The organism is Mesorhizobium tamadayense (assembly GCF_003863365.1).
Taxonomy (GTDB): Bacteria; Pseudomonadota; Alphaproteobacteria; order Rhizobiales; family Rhizobiaceae; genus Mesorhizobium; species Mesorhizobium tamadayense.
On record NZ_RQXT01000049.1, the window covers coordinates 22,823 to 46,844 of the forward strand.

General features: G+C 61.3%; 21 protein-coding genes and 1 pseudogene. 19 read left to right on the forward strand and 3 right to left on the reverse strand.

Translation table 11 applies throughout. The features are described 5' to 3' along the window. The first annotated feature begins 505 nt into the window (after positions 1–505). The 9 genes from EH240_RS29015 (at position 506) to EH240_RS29055 (ending at position 9,350) form a co-directional block, all read left to right on the forward strand. Positions 506–1,639 (forward strand): GNAT family N-acetyltransferase, encoded by a 1,134-nt coding sequence (locus EH240_RS29015; protein ID WP_125005013.1) that lies wholly within the window; start codon positions 506–508, stop codon positions 1,637–1,639. A 27-nt stretch (positions 1,640–1,666) separates the two neighbouring features. Then, positions 1,667–2,494, forward strand: coding sequence for a MurR/RpiR family transcriptional regulator (locus EH240_RS29020; protein ID WP_125005015.1), 828 nt, complete (start codon positions 1,667–1,669; stop codon positions 2,492–2,494). After that, a complete protein-coding gene (locus tag EH240_RS29025; RefSeq protein WP_125005017.1) occupies positions 2,478–3,365 on the forward strand; it encodes an N-acetylmannosamine kinase in 888 nt (295 codons plus the stop codon). Before EH240_RS29020 ends, EH240_RS29025 begins: the two co-directional genes overlap by 17 nt. Before the next feature lie 79 nt (positions 3,366–3,444). Then, positions 3,445–4,170 carry an N-acetylmannosamine-6-phosphate 2-epimerase gene (locus EH240_RS29030; protein WP_125005062.1) on the forward strand — a complete coding sequence of 242 codons (726 nt, stop codon included), beginning with the start codon at positions 3,445–3,447 and terminating at the stop codon, positions 4,168–4,170. Next, positions 4,167–5,183 carry a Gfo/Idh/MocA family protein gene (locus EH240_RS29035; RefSeq protein WP_125005019.1) on the forward strand — a complete coding sequence of 339 codons (1,017 nt, stop codon included), beginning with the start codon at positions 4,167–4,169 and terminating at the stop codon, positions 5,181–5,183. The genes EH240_RS29030 and EH240_RS29035 overlap by 4 nt, the downstream gene beginning before the upstream one ends. 48 nt (positions 5,184–5,231) lie before the next feature. Next, complete coding sequence (locus tag EH240_RS29040) at positions 5,232–6,524, forward strand: ABC transporter substrate-binding protein (RefSeq protein WP_125005021.1); 1,293 nt, start codon at positions 5,232–5,234, stop codon at positions 6,522–6,524. Positions 6,525–6,592: 68 nt separating this feature from the next. Beyond that, a complete protein-coding gene (locus tag EH240_RS29045) occupies positions 6,593–7,474 on the forward strand; it encodes a carbohydrate ABC transporter permease (protein ID WP_125005023.1) in 882 nt (293 codons plus the stop codon). Next, complete coding sequence (locus tag EH240_RS29050) at positions 7,474–8,286, forward strand: carbohydrate ABC transporter permease (protein ID WP_125005025.1); 813 nt, start codon at positions 7,474–7,476, stop codon at positions 8,284–8,286. The genes EH240_RS29045 and EH240_RS29050 overlap by 1 nt, the downstream gene beginning before the upstream one ends. Before the next feature lie 2 nt (positions 8,287–8,288). Beyond that, on the forward strand, positions 8,289–9,350 hold the full coding sequence (locus EH240_RS29055) for an ABC transporter ATP-binding protein (protein WP_125005027.1): 1,062 nt from the start codon (positions 8,289–8,291) through the stop codon (positions 9,348–9,350). A gap of 296 nt (positions 9,351–9,646) precedes the next feature. On the opposite strand, the gene EH240_RS29060 is transcribed toward EH240_RS29055, so the two are convergent. Next, positions 9,647–10,111: an SET domain-containing protein-lysine N-methyltransferase gene (locus EH240_RS29060; RefSeq protein WP_125005029.1), complete on the reverse strand. Its 465-nt coding sequence runs from the start codon at positions 10,109–10,111 to the stop codon at positions 9,647–9,649. Positions 10,112–10,319: 208 nt separating this feature from the next. Continuing rightward, positions 10,320–13,382, reverse strand: coding sequence for an MFS transporter (locus tag EH240_RS29065; protein WP_125005031.1), 3,063 nt, complete (start codon positions 13,380–13,382; stop codon positions 10,320–10,322). A gap of 494 nt (positions 13,383–13,876) precedes the next feature. On the opposite strand from EH240_RS29065, the gene EH240_RS29070 reads away from it, so the two are divergent. The 9 genes and pseudogenes from EH240_RS29070 (at position 13,877) to EH240_RS38210 (ending at position 21,922) form a co-directional block, all read left to right on the forward strand. Then, entirely contained in the window at positions 13,877–15,019 is a 1,143-nt protein-coding gene (locus EH240_RS29070; RefSeq protein WP_125005033.1) for a TRAP transporter substrate-binding protein, read from the forward strand. A gap of 107 nt (positions 15,020–15,126) precedes the next feature. Continuing rightward, the gene (locus EH240_RS29075) at positions 15,127–15,795 is read left to right on the forward strand and encodes a TRAP transporter small permease subunit (protein ID WP_125005035.1); all 669 of its coding nucleotides are present in this window, start codon (positions 15,127–15,129) and stop codon (positions 15,793–15,795) included. Beyond that, the gene (locus EH240_RS29080) at positions 15,792–17,543 is read left to right on the forward strand and encodes a TRAP transporter large permease (protein WP_125005037.1); all 1,752 of its coding nucleotides are present in this window, start codon (positions 15,792–15,794) and stop codon (positions 17,541–17,543) included. The genes EH240_RS29075 and EH240_RS29080 overlap by 4 nt, the downstream gene beginning before the upstream one ends. Positions 17,544–18,043: 500 nt before the next feature. Then, positions 18,044–18,511, forward strand: a complete 468-nt coding sequence (tnpA, locus tag EH240_RS29085) for an IS66-like element accessory protein TnpA (protein WP_125005039.1) — start codon at positions 18,044–18,046, stop codon at positions 18,509–18,511. Continuing rightward, complete coding sequence (tnpB, locus tag EH240_RS29090) at positions 18,508–18,861, forward strand: IS66 family insertion sequence element accessory protein TnpB (RefSeq protein ID WP_125005041.1); 354 nt, start codon at positions 18,508–18,510, stop codon at positions 18,859–18,861. The genes tnpA and tnpB overlap by 4 nt, the downstream gene beginning before the upstream one ends. 48 nt (positions 18,862–18,909) lie before the next feature. After that, a pseudogene (gene tnpC / locus EH240_RS29095) lies at positions 18,910–20,485 on the forward strand (IS66 family transposase). A gap of 71 nt (positions 20,486–20,556) precedes the next feature. After that, the gene (locus EH240_RS29100) at positions 20,557–21,087 is read left to right on the forward strand and encodes a UPF0149 family protein (protein WP_245436463.1); all 531 of its coding nucleotides are present in this window, start codon (positions 20,557–20,559) and stop codon (positions 21,085–21,087) included. A gap of 413 nt (positions 21,088–21,500) precedes the next feature. Next, on the forward strand, positions 21,501–21,641 hold the full coding sequence (locus EH240_RS38205) for a hypothetical protein (protein WP_167484204.1): 141 nt from the start codon (positions 21,501–21,503) through the stop codon (positions 21,639–21,641). Positions 21,642–21,769: 128 nt separating this feature from the next. Then, complete coding sequence (locus EH240_RS38210; RefSeq protein ID WP_167484205.1) at positions 21,770–21,922, forward strand: hypothetical protein; 153 nt, start codon at positions 21,770–21,772, stop codon at positions 21,920–21,922. Between the two features lie 77 nt (positions 21,923–21,999). Here the strand turns inward: EH240_RS38210 and EH240_RS29110 are convergent, their stop codons facing one another. Beyond that, positions 22,000–22,950: a 2-hydroxyacid dehydrogenase gene (locus EH240_RS29110; protein WP_125005045.1), complete on the reverse strand. Its 951-nt coding sequence runs from the start codon at positions 22,948–22,950 to the stop codon at positions 22,000–22,002. 491 nt (positions 22,951–23,441) lie between these two features. On the opposite strand from EH240_RS29110, the gene EH240_RS29115 reads away from it, so the two are divergent. After that, positions 23,442–23,963: a hypothetical protein gene (locus EH240_RS29115; RefSeq protein WP_125005047.1), complete on the forward strand. Its 522-nt coding sequence runs from the start codon at positions 23,442–23,444 to the stop codon at positions 23,961–23,963. The last annotated feature ends 59 nt before the right edge of the window (positions 23,964–24,022 follow it).

Consider the following 24,022-nt stretch of genomic DNA (forward strand, 5'->3'; position numbering starts at 1 on the left):
ATCCTTTCACCAGAAACCAGACGTTCAAGTATCGTCGCGAACCTCGTTGCACACGGGTCGAAGGATGGGGCTATCCGCCGATCGACTATCGGATCAGTTTCCGCAACCGCGCAACCGCGCGCCCAAAGATTCGTGAGCATCCCGTGCACGTCATCGTGGCGCATGGTGAGATTTCCAGGACCGGTGGCGAAGCCTTTTTGCGGCGTGCCTTTTCATGGCTGCTCCAGTAGTCGCAACGTCGGCAATCGGACGATCGCCGAATGGCAGCTATTCGCCGACCTTCCACAATACGAGACGGTCGTCTTCCGGCCAAGCCCCGCCTTTCCTTGGTCGCCTATGGACTTGCCGCGATATCCTCTGCAAGGCGCGCCAAATACAATCCCATCCGGCATTGTCCCACACCGGTGTCACGAGGTCGGGCAAGCCGCCGAAGGAAGGTTGGCTCAAGCCCATTGCGCATTACCGTTTTCAAGCTATGATAAAAAGCGTCATTCTTGGAAACGATATGAAAAAAAACTCCAAAACTGAACTGGCGACCACTGAGGATGTCGCCGCCATCGCCCATCTGCTGAGTTGCGCCTTCGGTTTCAGCAAGGCCCGTTCGCAGGAATACCTCACCAATATCGGCCTCGAAACGTTGCGGCTCATCCGCGGCGAGGACGGTCGTCCGGTGGTCTGCGCGGGGCTGCTTCAAACGGCGCATGTCTTCCATCGCAAGCCCGTGAAGGCAGCTAATATCGTGCATGTCGCGATCGCGCCGGAGCGGCGTGGGCAGGGGCTCGCGGTACCGTTCGTCGATTCGCTCTGCGACGAGGCCGCGAAGAACGGTGCGGTCATCGCCACGCTCTTTGCGTCGACGCGCCCAGTCTACCGTAAGGCCGGCTTCGAGCTTGCCGGCCAGGAGGTCGTTTACGAGGCCGAGACGGCAGCGTTGCCTGCTACGAGCCGGCTCGCCTTCGAGCGCGTCGAACTTGATGATCCGCGCCTCGTTACCGCCTACGCCGAAAAGACGTTGCGTGAAGCCGGGTTGCTTGTAAGAGAAGCCGCACATTGGAACGAGCTGCGGCGCGCCCCGAACGACGCGCTCTCCGCATATCTGGCCGAAGGCGAGGCCGCCTATCTCATCCTCGACATGAGCAACAAGGCGCGGCTTGTGGTCCGCGACTGGTTTGCCGCTTCGCCCGAGGCCGCGCTCGGCCTGCTCTCCTTCCTCGCCCGCTTCCGCTCCGTCTATCCGGTAGTGCGCTGGCACGGCGCTCCGCACGACGATCTGGTGGCGGCGATGCCAGACAAGGGCTGGCGGCTTGCCCACCAGGAGGAGTGGCTGTTGCGGGTGCTTGACCCCGCCGCCGCCTTGCGCCAGCGCGGCTACCACATCGACGACGCGAGGCTCACGTTCCGTATCGGCGAGGCGGCTCTCCAGGTTGAAGTCAGTGGCGGCGCAGTCGAAGTGCGCGAGGCCGGCACATCCGGCCCGGCGGTGTCAGTGCAGGCAACAGCTTTCGTTCAGCTTTTCACAGGCTTTCGCAGCGCCTCGAAACTGGCGCAGTATGGCCTTCTTGCCGGCGACTCAGCTGACATACGCCGCTGTGATCAGCTCTTCGCCGGACCGCCGCCCTGGGTGGCAGAGCATTTCTGAGCACAACGGGCGAACCAGGAACGGTTTATGACACATGCGCTGATAGCCTCGCTGAGAGCGGCGGCCGGAGACATGACGCCGGCGCTGGCGCGAGTCGCCGAGACGGTGTTGGCGCAGCCAGACGCCACGCTGCGCCAGAGCATCACCGAGCTCGCCGAGGTGTCAGGATCGTCGGAGGCAAGCGTCATGCGCTTCTGCCGCGACCAGGGCTTTTCCGGCTTCCAGGATTTCAAGCTGGCGCTGGCCAAGGAACTGGCGACCGACGAGCGGGCGCGGGACATTGGCTCGCCATCCGACGACATCCAGCGGCTGGTGGAGACCGCGATCATCTCGCTACGCGAGACCGAGCAGCTGATCGTCCGCAAAGATGTCGCTACCGCTTCGCGAAAGCTCCTCGACGCCTCCGTAGTCGAGTGTTTCGGCATCGCCGCTTCCGCCGTCACGGCGCAATACCTTGCCTACAAGATGACCCGCATCGGCAAGTTTTCCCGCGCTCTGGGCGACGCGCATCTGGCGGTCATGGCGGCGGGAACCGCCCAGTCCGGCACCGTGCAGGTGGTGATCTCGAGCTCGGGCTCGACCATCGATGCCGTGCGCGTTGCCGATCTCGCCCGCTCGAAGGGCGCCTTCGTCATTGGGATCTCCAACCGCTCGAAGAGCCCGCTGATCGCTGCCTGCGACCTGGCCCTGATCGCTTCCTGGCCGGAGACCCCGCTCACTGGAGGCGCCTTCCCGTCAAAGATCAGCCAGCTGCTCATCGTCGATGCGCTAGTCGCCGAGATGACCAGGCAGGATCCGAAGCGGCTGGTCGAGCTCAGCCGCACAGCGGAGGTTGTGAGTGACCGCAGCTTCTGATTTGCCGGTGCTCGCCGTCGACATCGGCGGCACCAAGATAGCGGTAGCGGAAGTCACCGGCGACAGGATCGCCAAACGGTGGCAGGCGCCGACACCACGTACCGGCAGGGGCGACGATCTGATCGCGGCCATCGCCGAGCTTGCGCCGAAAAACGGTTTTGGCGCGGTCGCCGTCGCCACCACCGGCATCGTGCGCGACGGCGCGCTGACCGCGCTGAACCCCGAAACCCTGCCGATCGAGGACGGCTATCCGATTGCCTCGGCGATCGAGCGCGCCTTCGGCATGCCGCCGCTCGTCGTCAATGATGCGCAGGCTGCTGCCTGGGCCGAGTTCAGGCTCGGCGCCGGCAGAGGTTTTCGCAACTTCGCCTTCTTCACCGTTTCGACCGGCATCGGTTGCGGTCTTGTCGTCGACGGCCGGCTGGAAAGCGGCTCCACCGGGCTCGCCGGCCATGTCGGGCACGCGATGTCGGATCCCGGCGGGATCCCGTGTGGTTGCGGCCGGCGCGGCTGCCTGGAGACGGTTGCCTCGGGTACGGCCCTGGCGCGGGTGGGCAGTCAGCGCCTTGGCCGCAAAGTCGCGGCGCCCGACCTGTTCAAGGCCGCTGCGGAAGGCAACGGCGTTGCCGCCGAAATCATCACCGCCGCAGTCGTTGCGCTAGCCAACGCCTTTGCCGACCTGACGGCTGCGGTCGATGTCGACTGCTTTGCCGTCGGCGGCGGCGTCGGTCTGGCCGACGGCTTTATCGAGGCGCTGCAAGCGCGCTCGCTCGACCTGCCGCGCGTGTATCGTCGTCCCATCGTTGCCGCGCTGGCCGGCGCCGATGCAGGCCTGCTTGGCGCCGCCTTCCTGGCCCGCCAGTACCTCTGACGGAAATTTTCATCAAAAATAATTTATTGACAAAAACTTTCATCTGCGATTGGTTAAAGGGGTAATGCTCTTCCAGGAGATGCCCCCGGTGCAGACCAAGCAGGGCGATTTGCTCGCCACACTCGATGGAACAATGGTCGTGTCCTGCCAGGCCGAGCCCGGCCTGCCGCTCGACGCTCCCGGCCACATCGCCGCCATGGCCCGTTCCGTCGTTCTGGGCGGCGCGTCCGGCGTGCGCATCGAGGGTGCAGCGAACCTCACCGCCGTCCGCGCGGCGGTCGATGTCCCCATCATCGGGCTGATCAAAACAAAGCGCGGCGACACCGAGGTCTATATTACGCCGACGCTGGACGACGTCACTTCAGTCATAGCGGCCGGCGCCGACATCGTGGCGATCGACGCCACCGGCCGCCCGCGTCTCGCAGAACTGAAGGCAATGTTTTCAGCCGTCGCGGCGAGGGCACGGCTGTCGATGGGCGATGTCGCGACGCTCGACGAAGGTAGGCGCGCGCTGGATGCCGGCGCCGACCTCATCAGCACCACCATGGCCGGCTACACGGACTATTCCAGCGACCAGCACGGCCCCGCCTTCGGTCTGATGGAGGAATTCGCTCGCGCCGGCCTTCCCTTTGTCGCTGAGGGCCGCATCTGGACACCGCAGGAGGCCGTCCGCTGCTTCGAGCTTGGCGCCCGCTTCATCGTCGTCGGCGGCGCTATCACCCGGCCCGATGCCATCACCCGCCGCTTCGCCGACGAGGTTGCCTCCTGGAGCGCCCGTCCGCAACTGAGAAGGAACCCGAGATGATCAAGCGCCGCCGCGTCGCCGTCATTGGTGCAGGCTTCATGGGCTCCATGCATGCCGGCATCTTCGCCACCATGGTCGGCTCAGAGCTCGTGGGCATCGTCGATCCCAACCGCGCGCTTGCCGAGGCCGTGGCGGCCAAGGCGCCAGGCTGTAAGGTCTATGACAGTCATCCGGCGCTGCTTGCCGCCGAGCGCGATCTCGACCTCGTCTCGATCTGCACGCCGGACAATCTGCATCTGGCGCCAGCCGTTGCGGTCGCCGAAGCTGGCATCAACGTCTTCGTCGAAAAGCCGATCTCGTCCAAGGTCGAGGACGCCAGGGCGATCATCGCCGCCTGCGAGGCGGCCAAGGTCAAGCTCGGCGTCGGCTATTTGCTGCGCTTCGATCCGCGCTATGCAGCCGCCAAGGAACTGATGACGTCGGGAAGGATCGGTGAGCCGATCCACATCTATGCGAGGCGCAACAGCGCCCGCACCGAAGGTCCGAAGCGCTATGGCGGCAAGCTGCCGCTGGCTTTGCATGTCACCGTCCACGATGTCGACATGGTGTTGTGGATGCTGGAAGGTCAGCAGCCGGTCTCCGTCTATGCGCAGCAGACAGACAAGCTGCTTGGCGCTTCCGGCACGCAGGACAGCATCGCGGCCATCGTGCGCTTTTCCGGCGGCACGGTCGTCAATTTCGAAAGCGCCTGGTCGCTGCCGTCCGGCGCGCGCCACATGATCGACGCGCGCATGGAACTCCTCGGCACGGACGGATCCTTCGAGGTCCAGTGCGGCGACAGCGGGCTCTACGTCGCCAGCAATGAGGGGTCGCGCGAGATCGATACCCAGCATTGGCCTCTGCTCAACGGCCGCATCGACGGCGACCTCGCGCGCCAGCTCAGTGGCCTCATCGACTGGCTGGACGGCGCTGCGATGCCGATCGCCACCGGTCGGGAAGCCCTTCGTTCGCTCGAACTCACCCTTGCCATGATGCAGTCGGCGGAGAGCGGCGAAATCGTGCGCCTCGGTTAGGCGCGAAACTGAACGAGGCCAGACGGCCCAAGAATGGGAGACGAAAACATGCTGAACAGACGCAATCTACTGATGCTCGGTGCGGCCGCCGCTACGCTGTCACTGCCCTCGCTGGCTTCCGCTGAGGACAAGCCCTTCAACGGCGTGCAGATATCGGTGCTGCTCGAGGGCCATCCGACCACCGACGCCATCCAGAAGATGCTGCCCGAATTCAAGGAAAAGACCGGCATCGACGTTGCGGTCGAGGTCGTTCCAGAGGCCGACATCACCGCCAAGGAACTGCTCGAGTTTTCGTCCAAGTCCGGCCGCTACGATGTCGTCCAGAACAACATCATCTACCTGCCGGGTTTCGTGAAGTCCGGCTACATCGTGCCGCTCGACGATTTCCTGGCCAAGTACAAGGAGAATTTCGACAAGGCCGATTTCGTGCCCGGCTACTTCAACACCAACGTGCTCGATGGCAAGCTCTATGGCCTGCCGGTCTATGGCGAGAGCACCTTCGTCATGTACCGCAAGGACCTGTTCGAGCAATACGGGCTGGCGGCGCCCAAGTCGTTCGAGGACATCGAGAACGCGGCGAAAACCATCTCGGAAAAGACCAACAAGCAGATCGCCGGCATCACCATGCGCGGCCAGCAGGGCATCCAGGGCGTCTATGTCTGGGCCGCCTACCTGTGGGGTTTCGGCGGCTCCTTCTTCGACGCGAGCGGCAAGTCGGCTCTGGCGACGCCTGAAGGCATCGCCGCGCTCGACGCCTTCACCAAAGTGCTGAAGGACTACGGTCCGGTCGGCGTCGCCAATTTCGGCTGGGAGGAAAACCGGCTGCTCTTCCAGCAGGGCAAGGCGGCGATCACGCTGGATGCCACCGTCAACGGCGCCTACAATGAAGACCCCGCCGTCTCGACGGTGGTCGGCAAGGTCGGCTACGTGCCGGTGCCGATGAAGTCGACCTCTCCCAAGGGCGGCTCGTCCTCGCTCGCGGTGCATTCCATGTATGTCTCGACCGAGTCGAAGAACCAGGAAGCGGCAGCCCTCTTCGCCGCCTGGGCGACCGCCAAGGAGCAGCAGCTGAAATCGATCGAGACCGATCCCAACTCCGGCGTCACCTCGCTCTCGGCGCTCAATAGTGACAGCTTCGGCAAGCGTTACGGCGCCTTCAAGGAAGGCATGATCGCCGCCATCAACGCTGGCAATCCGCAATATCTGCCGACGGTCGAGCAGGCGAACGAGATCATCAACAACACCGGCATCGCCGTCTCCAAGGCGCTTGCCGGAACCGCCAGCGCGGCCGACGCCTTGAAGGAAGCCGACGAAGCCAACAACGCTGCGCTCGCCCGCTAGGGTCGAGTGGCGTGCCCTGTCGCGTGCGCTCCCTGTGCGCGGCAGGGTGAAATCCTTTGAGAATTTCGATGAGATCCATAGCTGCAGCGTCTGATCCCACAAAACATTTCTTCCAGCCGATCATCGTCTGCCTGACGGTGGCGTCGGTGGCGCTGACGCTGTTCGTCATCTGGATCTCGTTGCATGATCTCTCGCTGATGCGGGCAGGGCGGGAGAAATTCGTCGGGCTCGACAACTACATCCGCTTCCTCGGCGATCCGCGCGCCATGGCCGCACTTTGGCGCACGGTGCTCTTTACTACCTTGGCGACTGTGATCGAGATCGCGCTTGGCCTTGCCGTCGTGCTCTTCCTGGACCGCGATTTCGTCATGAAGCGGCTGGTCAGGACGTTGCTCCTGGTGCCCATCATCATGACGCCTGTGGTCGTCGGGCTCACCTGGCGCTTTCTCTTCGATCCCGCCACCGGCATGGCGAACTATGTTCTGTCGCTGGTGGGCATCGCCCAGGTCGACTGGCTGGGCAGCCCTCAGATCGCGCTGTTTTCGGTGCTGATCGCCGACATCTGGCAATGGACGCCCTTCGTCATCCTCCTGGTGATGGCCGCGCTTGAATCGGCGCCCACCGATCCGCTAAATGCGGCCCGCGTCGATGGCGCGCGCGAATGGCAGGTCACCTGGTACGTGCTTCTTCCCATGCTACGCCGCGCGCTCGCCATCGTCGCGCTGATAAGGGCGATCGACAGCATCAAGGCCTTCGACCTGTTCTACATCATGACGCGGGGCGGCCCGGCGCTGTCGACTGAGACGCTGAACTATTATGGCTACATCGTCGCGTTCACCAATTTCGATATCTCCTACGCGTTGGCGATCGCCATCATCCTGACGCTGTTCACCAACGTCGCGCTGCTGACCATGTACAGCGTGCTCTTCCCGAAGACGGGAAACCGCTGATGGCGAGGCGCGCGCTGTTCTATGTCGGACTGGTCCTGCTTCTGCTGGCGGTGCTGTTCCCGCTCTACTGGGTCGTGGTCACGTCCTTCAAGACGACGCGCGATGCCTTCGCCATTCCACCGGTCTGGCTGTTCAGCCCGACGCTCGACAACTATCGCACCGTCTTTGCCAATCGCGTCTTCCTCAGCGCTTTTGCCAATTCTTTCATCGTCTCGATCCTTTCCAGCGCGCTGGCCGTCGCCGTCGGCTCCGTCGCCGCCTATGGCCTGGCGCAGCAGCCGGCGGATCTGCGTCGTGCGCGTGAAAAATTCATTCTCAGCCTGCGCATCGCGCCAGCGCTGCTCTTCGTCATTCCGATGTATTATCTGGCGACCCGCATCGGCGCACTGAACAAGCACTGGCTGCTGATCGCCGCCTACGCCTTCGTCAACGTGCCCTTCGCCATCTCGCTGCTCATCACCTTCTTCGACGACATCCCGAAGGAGCTGCGCGATGCCGCCCGCGTCGACGGCGCGCGCGAATTTAGGGTCTTCTGGCACGTCTATCTGCCGGCCGCGTGCGGCGGCATTGTCGCCACGCTGATCCTGTGCGTGCTGTTCACCTGGAACGAATTCTTCGTCGCCTTGGTGCTTACAGGCCGGGATACGCAGACGCTACCAGTCTCGATCACTTCTTTCCTGACATTCCAGGGCATCCAGTGGGGCGCGCTCACCGCGGCCGCCACCCTCATCATGCTGCCGATGATCGTGCTCGGCATCCTGGTGCAGGGGCAGGTCGTGCGCGGCATGACGCTTGGCAGCGTGAAGGGCTGAAGATGGCGCAACTGTCGATAAGGTCGGTATCGAAATCGTATGGCGCGGTCAGCGTGCTTGATGACATCTCGGTCGAGGTGGAAGAGGGCTCCTTCGTCGTGCTGCTCGGGCCGTCGGGGTGCGGGAAATCGACGCTGCTCCATGCGGTGGCTGGCCTCAACCCGATTGATTCCGGCACCATCGTCATTGGCGATCGCAACGTCACCAATCTTCCGGCGCGGGAACGCGACGTGGCGATGGTGTTCCAGTCCTACGCGCTCTATCCGACGATGACGGTGGCGCAGAACATCGCCTTCCCGCTGAAGATGCGCGGCCTCGACCGCAGGACATCCGACGAGAAGGTCACCGGCGTGGCGCGCCTGCTGCAGATCGAGCCGCTGATGTCGCGCCTGCCGCGCGAGCTTTCCGGCGGCCAGCGCCAACGCGTCGCCATTGGCCGGGCACTCGTGCGCGATCCTCGCCTGTTCCTGTTCGACGAGCCGCTCTCAAATCTGGATGCCGCCCTGCGCACCGAACTCAGGGCTGAGATCAAGCGCCTGCACCAGTCGATCCGCCGCACCATGGTCTATGTCACGCATGACCAGACCGAGGCGCTCACGCTCGCCGACAAGATCGTCGTCTTGAAAGCCGGCAGGATCGAGCAGACCGGCACGCCGCTCTCACTCTACGACGATCCGGACAACGCTTTCGTTGCCGGCTTCATCGGCACGCCGCGCATGAATTTCCTGAAGGCGACGGTGGTTGATGACGGCAAGGCGCTTGCCGCCGGCGAGGCCAAGGTGGATATCTCGCATTTGAACACAAGGCTGGAGAACGGCAGGACCGTCAAGCTCGGCATCCGGCCGGAGCATCTCGACGAGAAGGAGGGCGTGGCGCTCACGCTCGCCGTCGACGTTACCGAGCGCCTCGGCTCAACCTCCTATGTGCATGGCGCGCTGCCGAGTGGCGAGACCGTGGTCGCAGAACGCCGCGAGGACCAGCCGCGCTTCGGCGACACGATCACACTGCGCTTCCAACCCAGGCGCGCCCGCGTCTTCGATGGAGAAGGTAGTCGCATTCGCTGAGCCACGGCGGTGGTTTGCGCACAGCCGATTCGCTAGAAAGGCGGGCTTACAGTCTGACCCATCCGAAACCGGACTGTCTGCTCGCGGCCCACTTTCGGACGTTCGGAGGCGATGGCGAACACCTCCCGCACGAGGCCGAGCAAGAGGCAATCCGAGAAATGGTCGCGTTCCGGGCTCCGGAAAGCCCCCTGAGCGACATGGCCGACACTGCGCGCGGGCCGGAATGCGAAAATGGGGCCGTGGTTCTGATCAGCAAGTTTTGGTAATGAGATCAACGGAAAAACGTGACAGCAGCATCAATTCCGTTCCCAAATCGCTTTCGCGAATTCGCCATACAGAGGGGCCCACGGACATTTTCCATAGTGGGAATAGTCTTCCAGGATTTCGGCTCCCGGTCCGATATCATGAAGCGCTAAGCTTTGAAGTTTGGTTGGGTCGTCGACGGAGTTGGGGGTGAATGAATGGTTGGTGAATTGTGCTCCATCCAGGATCAAAATAAGCCGGTTAAGACCACTCGGGTAGTAGCTATAATGCAAAATGGCGTCCAGAAGCCCATTGACAAGAACGGTACGGGGCAAGGAGTCAATAGCTTCGTATTGATCTCGCTCTATCACCAGCACATCTTGCGAACGCGCCTGCCACCAAACTGTCCCCTTAGGGATGAAGCGTCTCGCGAACACACCCCAACCATGCAAGGCGCTAGCGCGAACTTCCGTCAGCTCGCTAAAAGGATTATGGGCAAAAACAATTTCGTTTTGCATCAGCAAACTCCTGCGTAACGGATGGTTCGTTGGACTCGGGAAATCGACGATGCGGCTCTACTATCGTAATTAGCATCTTGCTCCGAAGGAAGGCTTGTGTGATGCATCATTACTGTATAGTCGCTTCGGTCGGGATCATGCCGTCGATAAACCGACGCCTCGGGTCAGAGGATCATGTGCAGCGCCCTTTGTCAAAGGCCGCTCCGCTTCACAGCAACCCACTCTTTGCTGACTTCGTTGTTTGCAGGTCATGGAGTTTCTGGTTCGCGGCACGCAGTCTTCCACCCAACACCCGGCAGATCTGCAGCAGAATACCCGGCCGCTGCCGGGCAAGGTCCTCGAAATGCGAACGCTCCAGCACAAGGCAGCTTGCGTACCCGACCGCAACTATATCCGCCGAGCGCTCACCTTCGCCGAACAGCGCCATCTCTCCGAACATCGAGCCGGGTTTCAGCGTTGCAAAGTCGGTGAAGCCCGAAGGACCGCGCTGTCTCACTTTGACTTCGCCTTCAAGGAGGACAAAAAGCTCCTCGCCATGCGCGCCCTGCTTGACGATAACCTCGTCGGATAGGTAGTCGGTGCGCTTCATGACCTGTTGCACTGCATACAAATCGTCGAGCGAGCAGCTTTCGAAAATTGGCACATTGCGCAGGAAAAGCAGGCGGTCGAGCAAACCGTGTTCGGCATTCGGCATATCGGACTCCAATGATCGTGCAGCCACAGCGGCCCGGCGTAGCCAGGGCAACGAGGAGGTGCTCATGGCATCGAGCACGGTTTTGATAGGCAGGGTCTTGCCACGCTTGGCCGTATCACCGTCAAGCAGTGGGATGAGCGGCGTCACCAACCGCCGCTGGTCGACGGCGGTAATTGCCTCTGCCGCGCGAGCACGCATACGCTCGTCGCGGGCGCTCAGGAAGCGCCGGATATAGCTGACCGTCTGTTTGTGGCCGAGGGCAGCAAGCGTCGCCAGGACCTCGTCGATCGCGGCCTGATTGGCCTCTGCCATTGCAATTCTGGCGATCGCAGCCCAGGCGAGGTTGCTGTCGGGCACTGCCTGACGCCATTGGCGATACCTGTCAATACGGGGGAAGGCATCTTTCTGCAGATAGCTGAACAGGGCTTCGGTGGCGCCTACGTGGCCGAGCACCTCGATGACGGCGAGGCGGACGGATGGATTCTCGTCTCGCAGCATAGGCAATACCGCTGCCACGGAATCCTTGCGGGCGACCAATGCCGCGATTGCGACGCGGCGTACTGATTCATCCCGATCCGTCAGCCCGACAGCGATACGCTTCGCCGGCCAGCCTCCTCGCACCGCCAGTTGATAACCAATCACTCGTCGTCCCGTGTCGTTGGAACGGACGGCTTCCTCGAGCAGGTCCTGGGGCAGACCAGTACTCCCGGGCTTGGAATAAGGCAGGGCAGCGATCGTCTTGACTATGACCTCTTCAAGCGAAGCATGATTGCGAATGATGCTGACGAGCATCGGCGTGAACGCGTCGTCGCACCGCGCGGCGGCGATCGGCAGCAGTGCCGTGGCTACCTCCAATTGAGACTGGGCCATCGTTACGAGCGCTTGCGCCGCTTCCGGCGATTTGCCGAGGCGTGCAGCCAAATCGAGCGCGATCATCACCGGTGCCTGATCCCGATCCTCGGGCAGGGATCGCCCCACTGCCACAAGGTACTGGGCGATGCGGACGCGGAGCACCGGTTCCGCATTGGGCCAGAGTGTCAGCAGATCTGCTGCATGCCGGTCGCCTCCACGAGCCAGGGCGATGACCGTTTCGTCGCCCGATGTCGTGAGTTTCTCGGTGATTGGTTCGAGGAATGGTCCTATCGAGGTATGGGCAACAATACGCAGAGCAAGGTCGGTCGCAGTTCTGTCCTGTCCACTTAGCATCACGACGAGGTCCGCACTGTTGCTCGCGGCGACGGCCGATGCTTCGCGTATCAGGAACTCGTCGCGATCGAGATCGACAGCCCCCTCTCGCAGTATCCCTACAAGCCCGCTGACATAGCGCCAGCCGATACTCCATCCGCATGCGAGGAAGCAGAGGCTAAGAACAACGCCGAGCACGCCGACACCGAAAAGACCTGCGAATTGCGCCACCACCCAGACCAGCAGCCCGGATACGGCCAATGCCATCGGATAGATCAGGCTGTCGTTGAAGGCGCGCAGCCGGCTTGCAAACCGCCCTGGAACTGCGTTGTAGTTTATTGCCGTGACCGGCGCATCGATATTCTTGGAAAGACCATCATAGACGACGTGCGCAAACATCGCGACCGGCAGCGCCGGACTGGCAAGCATGGCGATGAAGCTCACTCCGCACGCGGCTGGGAAAACAAGGTTCATGCGCGCGATGCCGAGCCGTTGCATCAGCGGGCTGGTCAGCCATAACCCGATCGCCACGCCAACAAAATTCAGGGCGCCGCTCATCAGTCCGAAGAACTTGGCAAGCGACTGTTCGTCCGGAAGACTGTCGGTGTAGATGTTGAAAACCATATACTCAGCGATGCATTGCGTAACAATATTCAGGAAAAGTGCGGTTGAAAGCAGGATTGCTATTAAAAATCCCCGCATCATGCTGCCGATGCTGCGAAGGTTTTCAAGTATTCCGGACTCTCCCTGCTCCTCCCTTTCGCCCGCCGGCTTCCAGCGGAGAGACAGCCAGGCCAGATGCGCGAGGCAGAGGCACAGTATCAGCGGCATGCCGAAGAGCAGCCAGAAGGGCGATACGAAACCTGCAAGCAAGCCGGCGAGGCTGCCACCCACCATGCCCCCTGCGGACAAGGCGACAGCGACACGCGTCGAATAGCGCGTCATTTCGCGCGCAGTCAGATAGTCGATCAACACCACTTGGAAGACGCTGTAGAGCAGCGACTCCAAACCGCTGATTCCTGCGTAGAGCGCATAGTCCGCTGCCGTACCGCCAAACCCGCTGGCGAGGATCAACAATGCTGTCATCACAATGACGGCGACCATGAACCGCTGCAGCAGGACAACACGGCTGCCGCGGTCGATCATCCGGGCATAGACAACCCACGCGGGAATCGAGACGAGAGCGAACACCATGTAGTAAATCGCGATCCCCTCGCCGCCTTGGGTCGATAGAAACCGGGCAGCCGCCAAGGAGGAACCGAAGGTGTTTGCGGTCGCGAGCAGGAAGGCGCTCAGTACGAGATGCCCGATGCGATCGTTGGGAATCGGCAGCCTGCGAAGCCTGCGAAGGAGCATTTCGATTCCCGAGGGGGCACTCATGGGTTTGGCCACTCGAAATCTTTTCCGCCTTGGTCAAACGTCGCATTCACGAATAGCTAAGTTGCGCCAATAGGGTCTCTTGGAACCAGACCATTTCATTGGCGCGAAGGATAGTGCCTTGCGGTAGAAGCGCTCCCAGAACGCACGACGGGAACCGGTGACCGGCAAATGTCACCTTTGGGTCACTCACGACATCGGAACTTGGGAGTTGAACGTCCGCTATCAGCCTTCCTACACCACAAGCGGACCTACTGCTTCCGGCCCCCAAGCTGCCGGGCGGCAATGCGCCCGAATGCGGACCTTTGTATCCTTCGCAAGAGCGGTCATTCAGTGGCGCGATGCGTAACTGCTACTCGCCTATTGCTTGGGAAAATACCCCCACCTGTCCTTAAGAAAGAACCGCACTAGTTTAGGCGATGGGACGCGCGCTGCAATTTTTGCTGGGCCGTCGTTGAGAAGTATTGTCGGACGTGGGCTTGAAAAGCCAACACCTTCGGGAGGAACCGATGACCAAAGCAAGTATCCAGACCAATATGAGGTCGCGCCGCAAGTTCCTTGGCGAGGCGGCCGTGGCAGCTGCGGCGATCGTTGCTGCGCCAAGCGTCGTCAAGGCGCAAGGGCCGGTCAGCATGCGCTGGCAGAGCACATGGCCTTCCAAGGATATCTTTCACGAATTCGCGCTTGATTTCGCCAAGAAAGTCAACGACATGACGGGCGGCGACCTCAAGATCGAGGTGCTGCCGGCGGGCGCCGTGGTGCCTGCGTTCGGCCTGCTTGACGCGGTGTCGCAAGGAACGCTTGATGGCGGCCACGGCGTGCTCGTCTACCACTACGGAAAGCAGACGGCGCTAGCGCTCTGGGGATCCGGCCCGGGCTTTGCCATGGACGCCAACATGCTGCTGGCCTGGCACAAATACGGTGGCGGGAAGGAGCTCCTTGCAAAGCTCTATGATTCCATAGGCGCCAATGTGGTTTCCTTCCCCTATGGACCGATGCCGACACAGCCGCTCGGCTGGTTCAAGAAACCGGTTTCCAAGGTCGAAGACATCCAAGGCCTCAAGTTCCGTACCGTTGGCATCTCGATTGACGTCTTCACCGGCCTGGGTGCGGCCGTCAACGCGCTACCTGGCGGTGAAATCGTTGCGGCAATGGATCGCGGCCTGCTCGACGCGGCCGAGTTCAACAACGCCTCGTCCGATCGGGTGCTTGGTTTTCCGGACGTGTCCAAGGTCTGCATGCTGCAGAGCTATCACCAGAATGCGGAGCAGTTCGAGGTCCTGTTCAACAAGGCGAAATACGACGCCCTGCCCGATCAGATGAAGGCAATCATCACCAATGCGGTCGAGGCAGCCTCGCAGGACATGGCCTGGAAGGCGATCGACCGTTATTCGAAAGACTATTTGGAGATGCAGACGCAGGACAAGGTCAAATTCTACAAGACACCGGAAGCAATCCTCAAGCGACAGCTGGAGGTCTATGACGAGGTCGTGAAGAAGAAGGCGGCTGAAAACCCGCTGTTCAGGGAGGTCCTTGAGTCGCAGATCGCCTTTGCCCGGCGGACAACACAATGGGAACAGGACGTAGTCGTCAGCCGCCGCCTGGCCTTCGATCATTACTTCGGACGTGGCGGGGCAGCAAAGAATATCTGAAGCACAGTTTGAGCCGGCAAGGCACCATCGGGGCCATGACCGAACGGTGCCTTGCCTTCTTACCGACACTCACTCTGGCCAACACTCTGGCCATCCGGCTGCCTCGCATGAACGTCCAGCAGTTCCTGAATACAGTCGATGCAATCAGCGCGTGGGTCGGCAAAGCCGCGGCGTGGCTGATCATCGGGCTGATGACGCTGGTCTGCGCCGAGGTCTTCAAGCGCTACATCCTGAACATGCCCACGGCGTGGATATTCGACGCCAGCAACATGTTGTACGGCTCGCTGTTCATGCTCGCCGGAGCCTATGCGCTGGCGCAGAATGCCCATGTGCGCGGCGACTTTCTCTACAGCTCGATGCGACCCCGGATCCAAGCCGCGCTCGATCTTTTGCTGTACGTGGTTTTCTTCCTGCCGGGGATCGCGGCCCTCGTCTATGCAGGCTACGACTATGCCGCGATTTCATGGCGGATCGGGGAGCATTCGACCGTGACAGCGGAGGGTCCGCCGATCTACCAATTCAAATCGGTCATTCCGCTGGCCGGCGCCCTGGTGATGCTCCAGGGCGTGGCCGAGATCGTGCGCTGCATCGTCTGTCTCAGGACTGGGCAATGGCCCAGCCGGCGCAAGGACGTTGCAGAGATCGACGTCGTGGAGGGACAGCTCGCGCTCAGCGAATATGTGGATGAAGGGACGCGCAAGACCGCCATCGCGCGCGCACAAAAGATAGACGAGGAAGCACGCCAGCGCGGAATGGGTGGAGACCTGCAGAGTTGAGCGATCCAGCCCTCGGACTCACGATGCTCATGCTCATCGTGGTCGTCATCGTAATGGGTTTCCCGACAGCCTTCACGCTGATGGGCCTTGGCATGTTTTTCGGGTTCTATGCGTTCTACAACCCGGCGGAGCACTGGATCGACAACCGCGTCTTCGATCTGATGGTCGAGCGCACTTATGGGGCAATGACCAATGACGTCCTGATCTCCATCCCGCTTTTCGTGCTCATGGGATATGTGATGGAACGCGGGGCGCTGGTCGACAAGATGTTCTACAGCATCCAGCTTTCGTTCCGACGGGTACCGGCGTCGCTGGCCATTGCTACGCTTATCGTCTGCACCTTCTGGGGCATCGCCAGTGGCCTCGTCGGCGCCGTTGTGGTCCTGATGGGGGTGATTGCCTTCAATCCGATGCTGCGCGCCGGATACGATGTGAAGCTCGCTTCCGGCGTGATCACCGCGGGCGGCACGCTGGGCATCCTGATCCCGCCCTCGGTCATGATCATCGTCTATGCGGCGGTTGCAGGCCAGTCCATCGTGAAGCTCTATGCCGCGGCGATGTTCCCCGGTTTTTTCCTCGCTTTCCTTTATCTCGTCTACATTCTTGGCTGGGCGATAATCAATCCGAAGATCGCCCCGCCTTTGCCGGAGGATCAAACAAGGGTTCCGGTGCCGGCGTGGATGCGAAGCTTTCAGACAGTTTACTCGCGCAACATGCTTGTTGGACTTCTTTCCGCATTGTTCTCGCCGTCCAAGGCGACGGCGCTCGAGACGGAGAGCGGACGCCTCACATATTGGAAGCTGTTCAAGAATTTCTGCGCTGCGCTGGTGCCCTTCGCCTTGATAGTACTCACCCTCTTGCTGGTGTGGTGGTATGTCGTCATCTATCCGCAAGCATCGGCCGACGTCGAAGCTCCAGCCGGATTGGAGCAGCTCGGTGCTCCGGCGGTGGAGGAACTCGGCGCACCCGCGGTGGATGCAGGGCCGGCAACCAGCTTCTACATCACCTTCGGCATCATCGCGGCACTCGCCGCGGTGGTGCTCGTCCGCTACTACCGGAACATGACCGCCGAACGGCTCGAGATCCTGAAGCTCCTGGTCTCGTCGGTCATGCCGCTGGGCATACTTACCGTCGTCGTGCTCGGCGTCATCCTGTTCGGAATCACGACGGCGACCGAGTCCGCGGCAGTCGGCGCCGCTGGTGCCTTTCTGCTGGCGTTCCAGGCCCGAACGCTCGACTGGAAGCGCATCAAGGAAGCAGTGTTCCTGACGGCGAAGACCACAGCCATGGTTTGCTGGCTCTTTGTCGGCTCGGCGCTGTTCTCCGCCGTTTTTGCGATCCTCGGCGGCCAGGCACTTCTCGAGCAATGGGTGCTGTCGCTCGACTTGTCGCCCGTGCAGTTCATGATCCTGTCTCAAGCGATCATATTCATTCTCGGTTGGCCGCTCGAATGGACCGAAATCATCATCATCTTCGTGCCGATCTTCCTGCCGATGTTGAAGCACTTCAACATCGACCCGATCCTCTGGGGGGTTCTCGTCTTCGTGAATTTGCAAGCGGCGTTCTTGTCACCGCCGGTAGCGATGTCGGCGTTCTATCTCAAGGGCGTTTCCCCACCGCACGTCACCCTCAACCAGATATTCGCAGGCATGATGCCTTACATGCTGATCGTCATCCTCTGCATGATCCTCATGTATATCTGGCCCGGCATGGCGCTCTGGCTTCCGAACTATCTTTACGGCGGCTGAGAAAGACTCGGTTCTCGGACGCCTTCCGCGACAGCGCGTTTTCGGCCGCTTTGACCCACGGGATGTCCTTTTGAACGCCAAAGCAGGATCTCGGAGATACAGGTGATCGGAAGGTCTACTTTCGGGAATCGGCGCGAGCGAATGACGGGTCACAGTTCACGTCGACGCACGCAGGGCATGAAGGTCCGCTTCTGGCCTTCCGAGCCTCGAAGCCGCAAGTCCGCTTTCGGCACCAAACGCGACGTCCGAGTAGTGGCTTGGCGATGTCCGTAGCAACGTGCCCGCTCAGGCTGTTGAGCCGAACGGCAACGATCCATCCATCTCGGCCATTGGAATACGCCAGCGTGTGAGATCGGTGCCGTCGCGGCGGGGTGGCTTTTGGGCCCTACCGACCTGGCTAGTTTTCAGGAGACTGAACGTGAGCGTGACGAGCATCCCATCTTGCCTGAGGGCTATGCACTGGGGAGATTGGCCGCCTGATTTGCGAGGAGCGCAGGCGCATGGAGTGGGACGACCCTGATGCCAGTCATCAAGACAGTCATCAAGGCAGGCATGAAGAGGGTCACTATCGCCGGGTCGAGGTGATCACAGGCCGGCGGAAACGGCGCAACTGGACGCCGGCGGAGAAGGCGCGGATTGTTGCGGAAAGCGCGGAGCCGGGCGCCAACATCTCGGCTGTCGCGCGGCGTTGGGGGATCAATCGAGGTCTTCTTTCGGTCTGGCGACGGCACGTGGGGCTGGTGCAGGCGAAAGCGGCTGCGGAGACGACGCCAGCTCTGCAGTTTGTGCCAATTACAATCGCGGGCGAGGAGCGGCAGCTCGCGCATAGTGACGCACGGAAGAAGGAGGCGCCCAGGTCGACCGGTCGGATCGAGCTCGAGATCGGTGAAAGTCGCCTCGTCCTGACGGGCTCGGTCGATCCGGCCCTGGCGGCCGCCATCGTGGGTGCCTTGCGTGTGCCGCGGTGATTGCGCTAGCCGGCGACGTGAAGGTGGTGGTGGCGACGCAGCCGGTCGACTTCCGCCGCGGCATCAATGGCCTTGTTGCACTGGTCGCCTCGGCTCTTGCGGCCGATCCGTTCTGCGGCGACGTCTTTGTCTTCCGCCCCAAGCGCGGCGACAGATTGCGCCTTCTTTTTTGGGACGGAAGCGGCATGGTTCTGGTCTCGAAATGGCTCGAATCCGGGCGCTTCACCTGGCCGCCGATCCGCGGCGGCTCGATCCGGCTGACGCGCGAGGAGTTCGCCCTTCTGGTGGCCGGCCTCGACTGGACGAGGGTGGCGAAGAAACACGTCAAAAGACCGGTCAGAGCGGCGTGAAGTGACTGGATTTGCTTGAAGATTCGGGGCTGCTTGGTAGGGTTGATCATGTCGCCCCGCCCTGATTCGTTGCCATCGGATCCTGCCGAGCTGCAGAGAATCGTTCTGGCTCTTGAAGCCGAGAACGCGGAGCTGCGCGTCTATGCCGATCTGCTTCGGCAGATGATCTTCGGGGCAAAATCGGAGAAGCTGGCCGTCCTCGATCCGACGCAGATCGCGCTCGATCTCGGCGACCTCTGCGAGGTGCCGGCCGCGGCCAATGACGATGCCGCCGAAGACAAGGATCGTCCGCGACGCAAGCACCGGTCGGCATCGCGCAACATGGGTGCCCTGCCGAAGCATCTGCCGCGCTGCGAGGAAGTGATCGAGCCGCAGAGCACAGTCTGCTCCTGTTGCGGACTTTCCCTCCATCGCATCGGCGAGGATATCAGCGAGGGCCCTCGATATCGTTCCGGCACTGCTGCGCGTGATCCGCACGATCCGGCCCAAATACGCCTGCCGGGCCTGCGAGGCCCATGTCGTCCAGGCGCCGGCGCGAGCGCGAGTAATGGACGGGGGCATGGCAACGACGGCGCTGGTGGCGCATGTGGTTGTCTCCAAGTTCGCCTGGCATCTTCCGCTCTATCGCCAGTCGCAGATCTTCTCGGGTTACGGCATCCATCTCGACCGGGGCACGCTCGGCGGCTGGGTCGGACGGGCCGCCTGGTGGCTGAGGCCGCTTTACGATCGCCTGCTTGCCTTCATCCGCTCGCAGCCGCGGGTGTTCTGTGACGAAACGCCTCTGCCGCGACTTGATCCGGGACGCAAGCGGACGAAAGTCTGCCAATTGTGGGCGCAGGCCGTCGATGATCGTCCCTGGCAGGGACCGGCACCGCCGGCAGTCGGCTATGTGTTTGCAGAAAGCCGGGGAACCGGAGAGATCGAGACGCAGCTTTCAACGTTCGGCGGCATTCTCCAGGTTGATGGCTATGCGGCCTACAAGAGCCTGGCGAAGCGGCGGCGCAAGAGCAATATCGCACCCTTGCAGCTTGCCTTTTGTCTGGCCCACGCTCGGCGCAAGTTCGTCGAGGTGGTCAAGACGACGGGCTCGAGCGAGGCGCTGGCGGTGGTCGCCGCTATTGCCGAGATCTACCGGATCGAGCAATGCATCCGCGGCAGGAGCGCCGAGCAGCGCCTGTCGGTGCGCAAGGCCGAGAGTGCTCCGCTGATGGCGGCACTGAAGGAGCGGCTGGAGACGCTGATCGATGAGGTCTCGGCCAAGTCGTCGCTCGGCAAGGCCGTCGCCTACACGCTGGCGCATTGGCATGGGCTGACAGCCTTCCTCACGGACGGACGGATCGAAGTCGATAGCAACGTCGTCGAGCGTTCGCTCAAGCCGGTTTGCCTGACGAGGAAGAATAGCCTTTTTGTTGGATCCGCCCGCGGTGGCGAGACTTGGGCGGTGCTGGCATCACTGGTCAACTCGGCACGGCTCAATGGTCTCGATCCCGAAACCTGGCTCGCCGACGTGCTCGAGCAGATCGTCTCGGGTGCCATTCCGGTCAATCGGCTCGACGAGCTCTTGCCGTGGAATTGGAAGGCAGACCGGGAAGCACGGGGCCAACTGGAGCGTGTGGCGGCATGATCGCTCGTCGGTCAAAAGGGCCCGTCGCCGCTCGGCCCGCCGCGGCTTCCTCGGTTGTGCCTTCGCGCCCGATGCTGGACGATGCGGCCTTCGAGACGTTCTTGCACAAGCAGCGGCCGCATCCGCCGGTCTTCGGCATGGATGGGCTCGACGGCTATCTGACGGCGCTCATCATCGGTCCGCGCTTTATCGACCCGCGCCAATGGATTCCTTTGTTTGCAGGCGAGCAAGCGTTGATGGCGCTCGAAGGCACGACCGAGGCGCTCGCCGTTCAGACGCTGGTTGCCAACTACAATCGCATCTCGGTCGGGCTCGGCGAAACGCCGGAGACCTGGCGTCCGCGCCTTGCGCGACAGGAGGACGGCACATTCGACGCCTTCGAATGGTCGACCGCCTTCCTGCTTGCCACCGGCTACGCCACAAGGCTCTGGCGCCCCGTTCTCCACGGCCATGCCAAGACCGGCGACATCATCGCCCCGATCCGGGATACAACGGGGCTGAACTCCCGTCTCGACGACGCGGGGGTCGCCGCCGTTGCAAAAGCGGTCGTCGCCATCCGCTCGTACTTCATGCCCAAGCGAGTCAAAGCGGCCCGCATCTGACCCTGCCTCTGTCAACCAAGGACAGCCGTGCGGTGCTCGTGACGCTTACGACTGAACCTGCCAGCCATTGCCAGGAGGAGCAGCCGCGGGAGCGGAAACGTTTTGTCAGCATACAATTGGGTCACGTTGCAGAGCATCTCTCCGAACCACTGCGCCGGTGCTATGGTGGCCGGCACTCATCAATCGGCAAGGATATGAGGCATGCCCGGAGTCACCCGCCGTACATTTCTGGCGTTCACCGCCGTTGCGTCTGTCGTTGAACCGACGTTTGCTGAAGGTGAAGGAAGTTCACGCGAATTGCAGGCCCTGATCGCAACCCACGGGACCGCCTATGACGCGCTCCACAGGGTTGTTCATCGAGCGGGGAGCAGCAGCCACGACCGAAAGAGGCAGACCAGATTGAAGAGGAGGCGTTGCTGGCCGTCTGCTCCTTTCCTGCGATCAGCCGAGGCGACCGCCGGGCCAAGGTCGAATACCTGTTGACCGTTGAGGCACGGGGCGAACTCGACCTGGAAGAGCACATGCAGGCCATCCTGCTCTCGATGCGGGGCTGAAGGCGCGGGCGATCAAGCGGGCCGGTGAACTGCTGAAGGAGTTCGATGGCCGGGGCGGTGACACCAAAAGTGTCGGTGGCGACACTTTTGATCGGCCCTCACAGCGGCAGGCCTCCGAGGAGGCAGGCATGTCGATGCGTCAGCAGGTCACCGCCGTCCGCGTCGCCAACGTGCCGGCGCGTGGACTGGCTATGAATTTCCGTTGCCGCGCTCGCCGTGGTGGACGGAAAGGTTCTCGCTTGGCGCTCTTTGAAAGCATGCGCACGCTGATGATGCATTAGCTGGGTGACGCACGCGCTAATGTCCGCGCTTCATGAAGATCGGAACCTGCTAAAGTGGGTAAAGACACTACTTCGATTCAATAACCCCGTTCGAGGTCGATCTTGTTGGACAGAGGCTCTCCTCTTGCGACTTGACCGCAGAGATCGGCGACCTGGTCGATTCCAGAATCCACCCAGAAGCTCGCGACATGAGGTGTGATGGTCACCCTGGGATGAGTCCACAACGGCGATGAAGCCTCCAGCGGTTCACGCTCAAACACGTCAAGACAGGCACCAGAAAGCTGACCTTCGTCGAGAGCGCGGATCAGGTCGGCTTCGTTGACATGCGCGCCCCTGCCGACATTCACAAGGTAGGCACCTCGCTTCATTTTTCCAAAGGCACTGGAGTTCAGTATCCCACGAGTGTCACCAGTCAGGGGAAGTGAACAGATAACGTAGTCCCGACTTGTGAGTGCGTCCGCAAGCTGGGCACGGCAAAAGTAACTATGTATACCAGGAAGCGTCTTTTGACGACGAGACCAGACTGCCGTGTCGTACCCCAAGTCTGCAAACAGCTTTGCGGCCCAGCCACCGATACGGCCCGCGCCCAGCACAACAATTCTTGTCCCGGAGATCTTCCGCGGCGCGATCGGATTCCAAAACTTTCGGGCTTGCAGACTCATGTAATCTGCAACATGCCGTTGCTGGCAGAGAACGCGAAGGACGATGTACTGCACCACTTCCGAAGCCTGCTCACGAGTTGCGAGCCTGATGAGCGGAACACTCTTGGGAAAACTCTGAAGATCAATACCCTCGACACCGGCTCCCAAATAGACGACAGCGTTTAGCCCCGTCATGGGTTCAAAAAAGCCAGGACTGGCGCCCTTGTCGATCAGCACAATATCTATGTCACTTTTGTTCCCGGCGTCTGGCCAAAGCCTGAACTCCAACTGCGGCACACGGGTTTTCAGCTCAGCAGCCCATACTTGTGCATCAATGTAGTCAGGATACTCATTGACCATCAGAACCGTGATGGGCCCGCCTAACACTTCGCTCCTCCCAGTTTCAGGTAATTAGGCTAATTAGACATCCACCGGATAACCGGTCTGAGGTTTGCGCAAATTGGCACCAGTAGCAAGACCAGACCCCGGCAAAATGGCGTTGGTGATCCGCCAAAGCCGTGATGTCTGCCCGTTGCTGGCTTGGACGTCTGAGGTCGGCGATATGTGGGTCCAGACCGTTACGCAGTTTTCTTCAGCGCCGAGGTTGCGGATAGAGCGCACCCGCCACGGGCAATCTAGTGTAGGCCGACATGAGTCCGTCGGACAATTTGAAGGCTTTGCTGGCACAAGGACATCAGCCAAGCGCCACACGCCCCGATTGACAGGCCAACGAGAAATGGACGGCGAGACAAATTCCCGAACTCGGCGCTAACGACGGACCTGAGCCCGTCCGCTATAGCACGTGCTTGCCGGCGGTCTCGCGGGCTGAGGCCGCTACAAGTTATCCATGAATCGCGGGGACCGAAGGGACAAACAAAATGAGAAACATCCTGATCGCCGCACTGGCGATACTTATCCCGGCAACCGCAAATGCTGGTGCCGACCCGGACCAGCAAATAAAATGGGAAAATATCGGAAACTGGGCTATCACGGTCAGTAAGAACTCAGGTGTGTGCGTTGCAGGGGCAGACTTCGATGGTGGTACTTTTATCGGCATTTCGGCCAAGAATGATGGCACCGCCGGGCTATTAGTTAGCAATAACCTCTGGAAGGATGACTTCTTCAAAGGCGGGAAGTACGCCGTCACCCTAGAGCTTGATGGACGTGCAGCGACCTTGACTGGCTATGCCACAGACGATGGGTCTCTTTTCTTCAGCTTAACTCAAGCATTCATTGTCGACTTCGCCCTTAAGGATGCTTTCGGAATTTCATTCTATGGAAACTCAATGGGACGGTACAGTCTTGCTTACACTAAACGGGCCGTCGGCTCGCTAATTGCCTGCCAGCAGAGCATGGACGAGGCTCGTATTGGCTCAGCCGATCAATCCGTCTCATACTGAGTTTCATCGGCAGTTATTTTCAATGAATTAAAGGGGGCGGAGTAGATTGTAGGGCCTCC

Coding starts and splice junctions, on each gene's coding strand:
- EH240_RS38210 (WP_167484205.1), top strand. CDS start 21,770: ATGTCGATGCGTCAGCAGGTCACCGCCGTCCGCGTCGCCAACGTGCCG.
- tnpA (WP_125005039.1), top strand. CDS start 18,044: ATGGAGTGGGACGACCCTGATGCCAGTCATCAAGACAGTCATCAAGGC.
- EH240_RS29045 (WP_125005023.1), top strand. CDS start 6,593: ATGAGATCCATAGCTGCAGCGTCTGATCCCACAAAACATTTCTTCCAG.
- EH240_RS29100 (WP_245436463.1), top strand. CDS start 20,557: ATGCTGGACGATGCGGCCTTCGAGACGTTCTTGCACAAGCAGCGGCCG.
- EH240_RS29040 (WP_125005021.1), top strand. CDS start 5,232: ATGCTGAACAGACGCAATCTACTGATGCTCGGTGCGGCCGCCGCTACG.
- EH240_RS29075 (WP_125005035.1), top strand. CDS start 15,127: ATGAACGTCCAGCAGTTCCTGAATACAGTCGATGCAATCAGCGCGTGG.
- EH240_RS29030 (WP_125005062.1), top strand. CDS start 3,445: ATGCCCCCGGTGCAGACCAAGCAGGGCGATTTGCTCGCCACACTCGAT.
- EH240_RS29035 (WP_125005019.1), top strand. CDS start 4,167: ATGATCAAGCGCCGCCGCGTCGCCGTCATTGGTGCAGGCTTCATGGGC.
- EH240_RS29055 (WP_125005027.1), top strand. CDS start 8,289: ATGGCGCAACTGTCGATAAGGTCGGTATCGAAATCGTATGGCGCGGTC.
- EH240_RS29050 (WP_125005025.1), top strand. CDS start 7,474: ATGGCGAGGCGCGCGCTGTTCTATGTCGGACTGGTCCTGCTTCTGCTG.
- EH240_RS29070 (WP_125005033.1), top strand. CDS start 13,877: ATGACCAAAGCAAGTATCCAGACCAATATGAGGTCGCGCCGCAAGTTC.
- EH240_RS29020 (WP_125005015.1), top strand. CDS start 1,667: ATGACACATGCGCTGATAGCCTCGCTGAGAGCGGCGGCCGGAGACATG.
- EH240_RS29115 (WP_125005047.1), top strand. CDS start 23,442: ATGAGAAACATCCTGATCGCCGCACTGGCGATACTTATCCCGGCAACC.
- EH240_RS29060 (WP_125005029.1), bottom strand. CDS start 10,111: ATGCAAAACGAAATTGTTTTTGCCCATAATCCTTTTAGCGAGCTGACG.
- EH240_RS29015 (WP_125005013.1), top strand. CDS start 506: ATGAAAAAAAACTCCAAAACTGAACTGGCGACCACTGAGGATGTCGCC.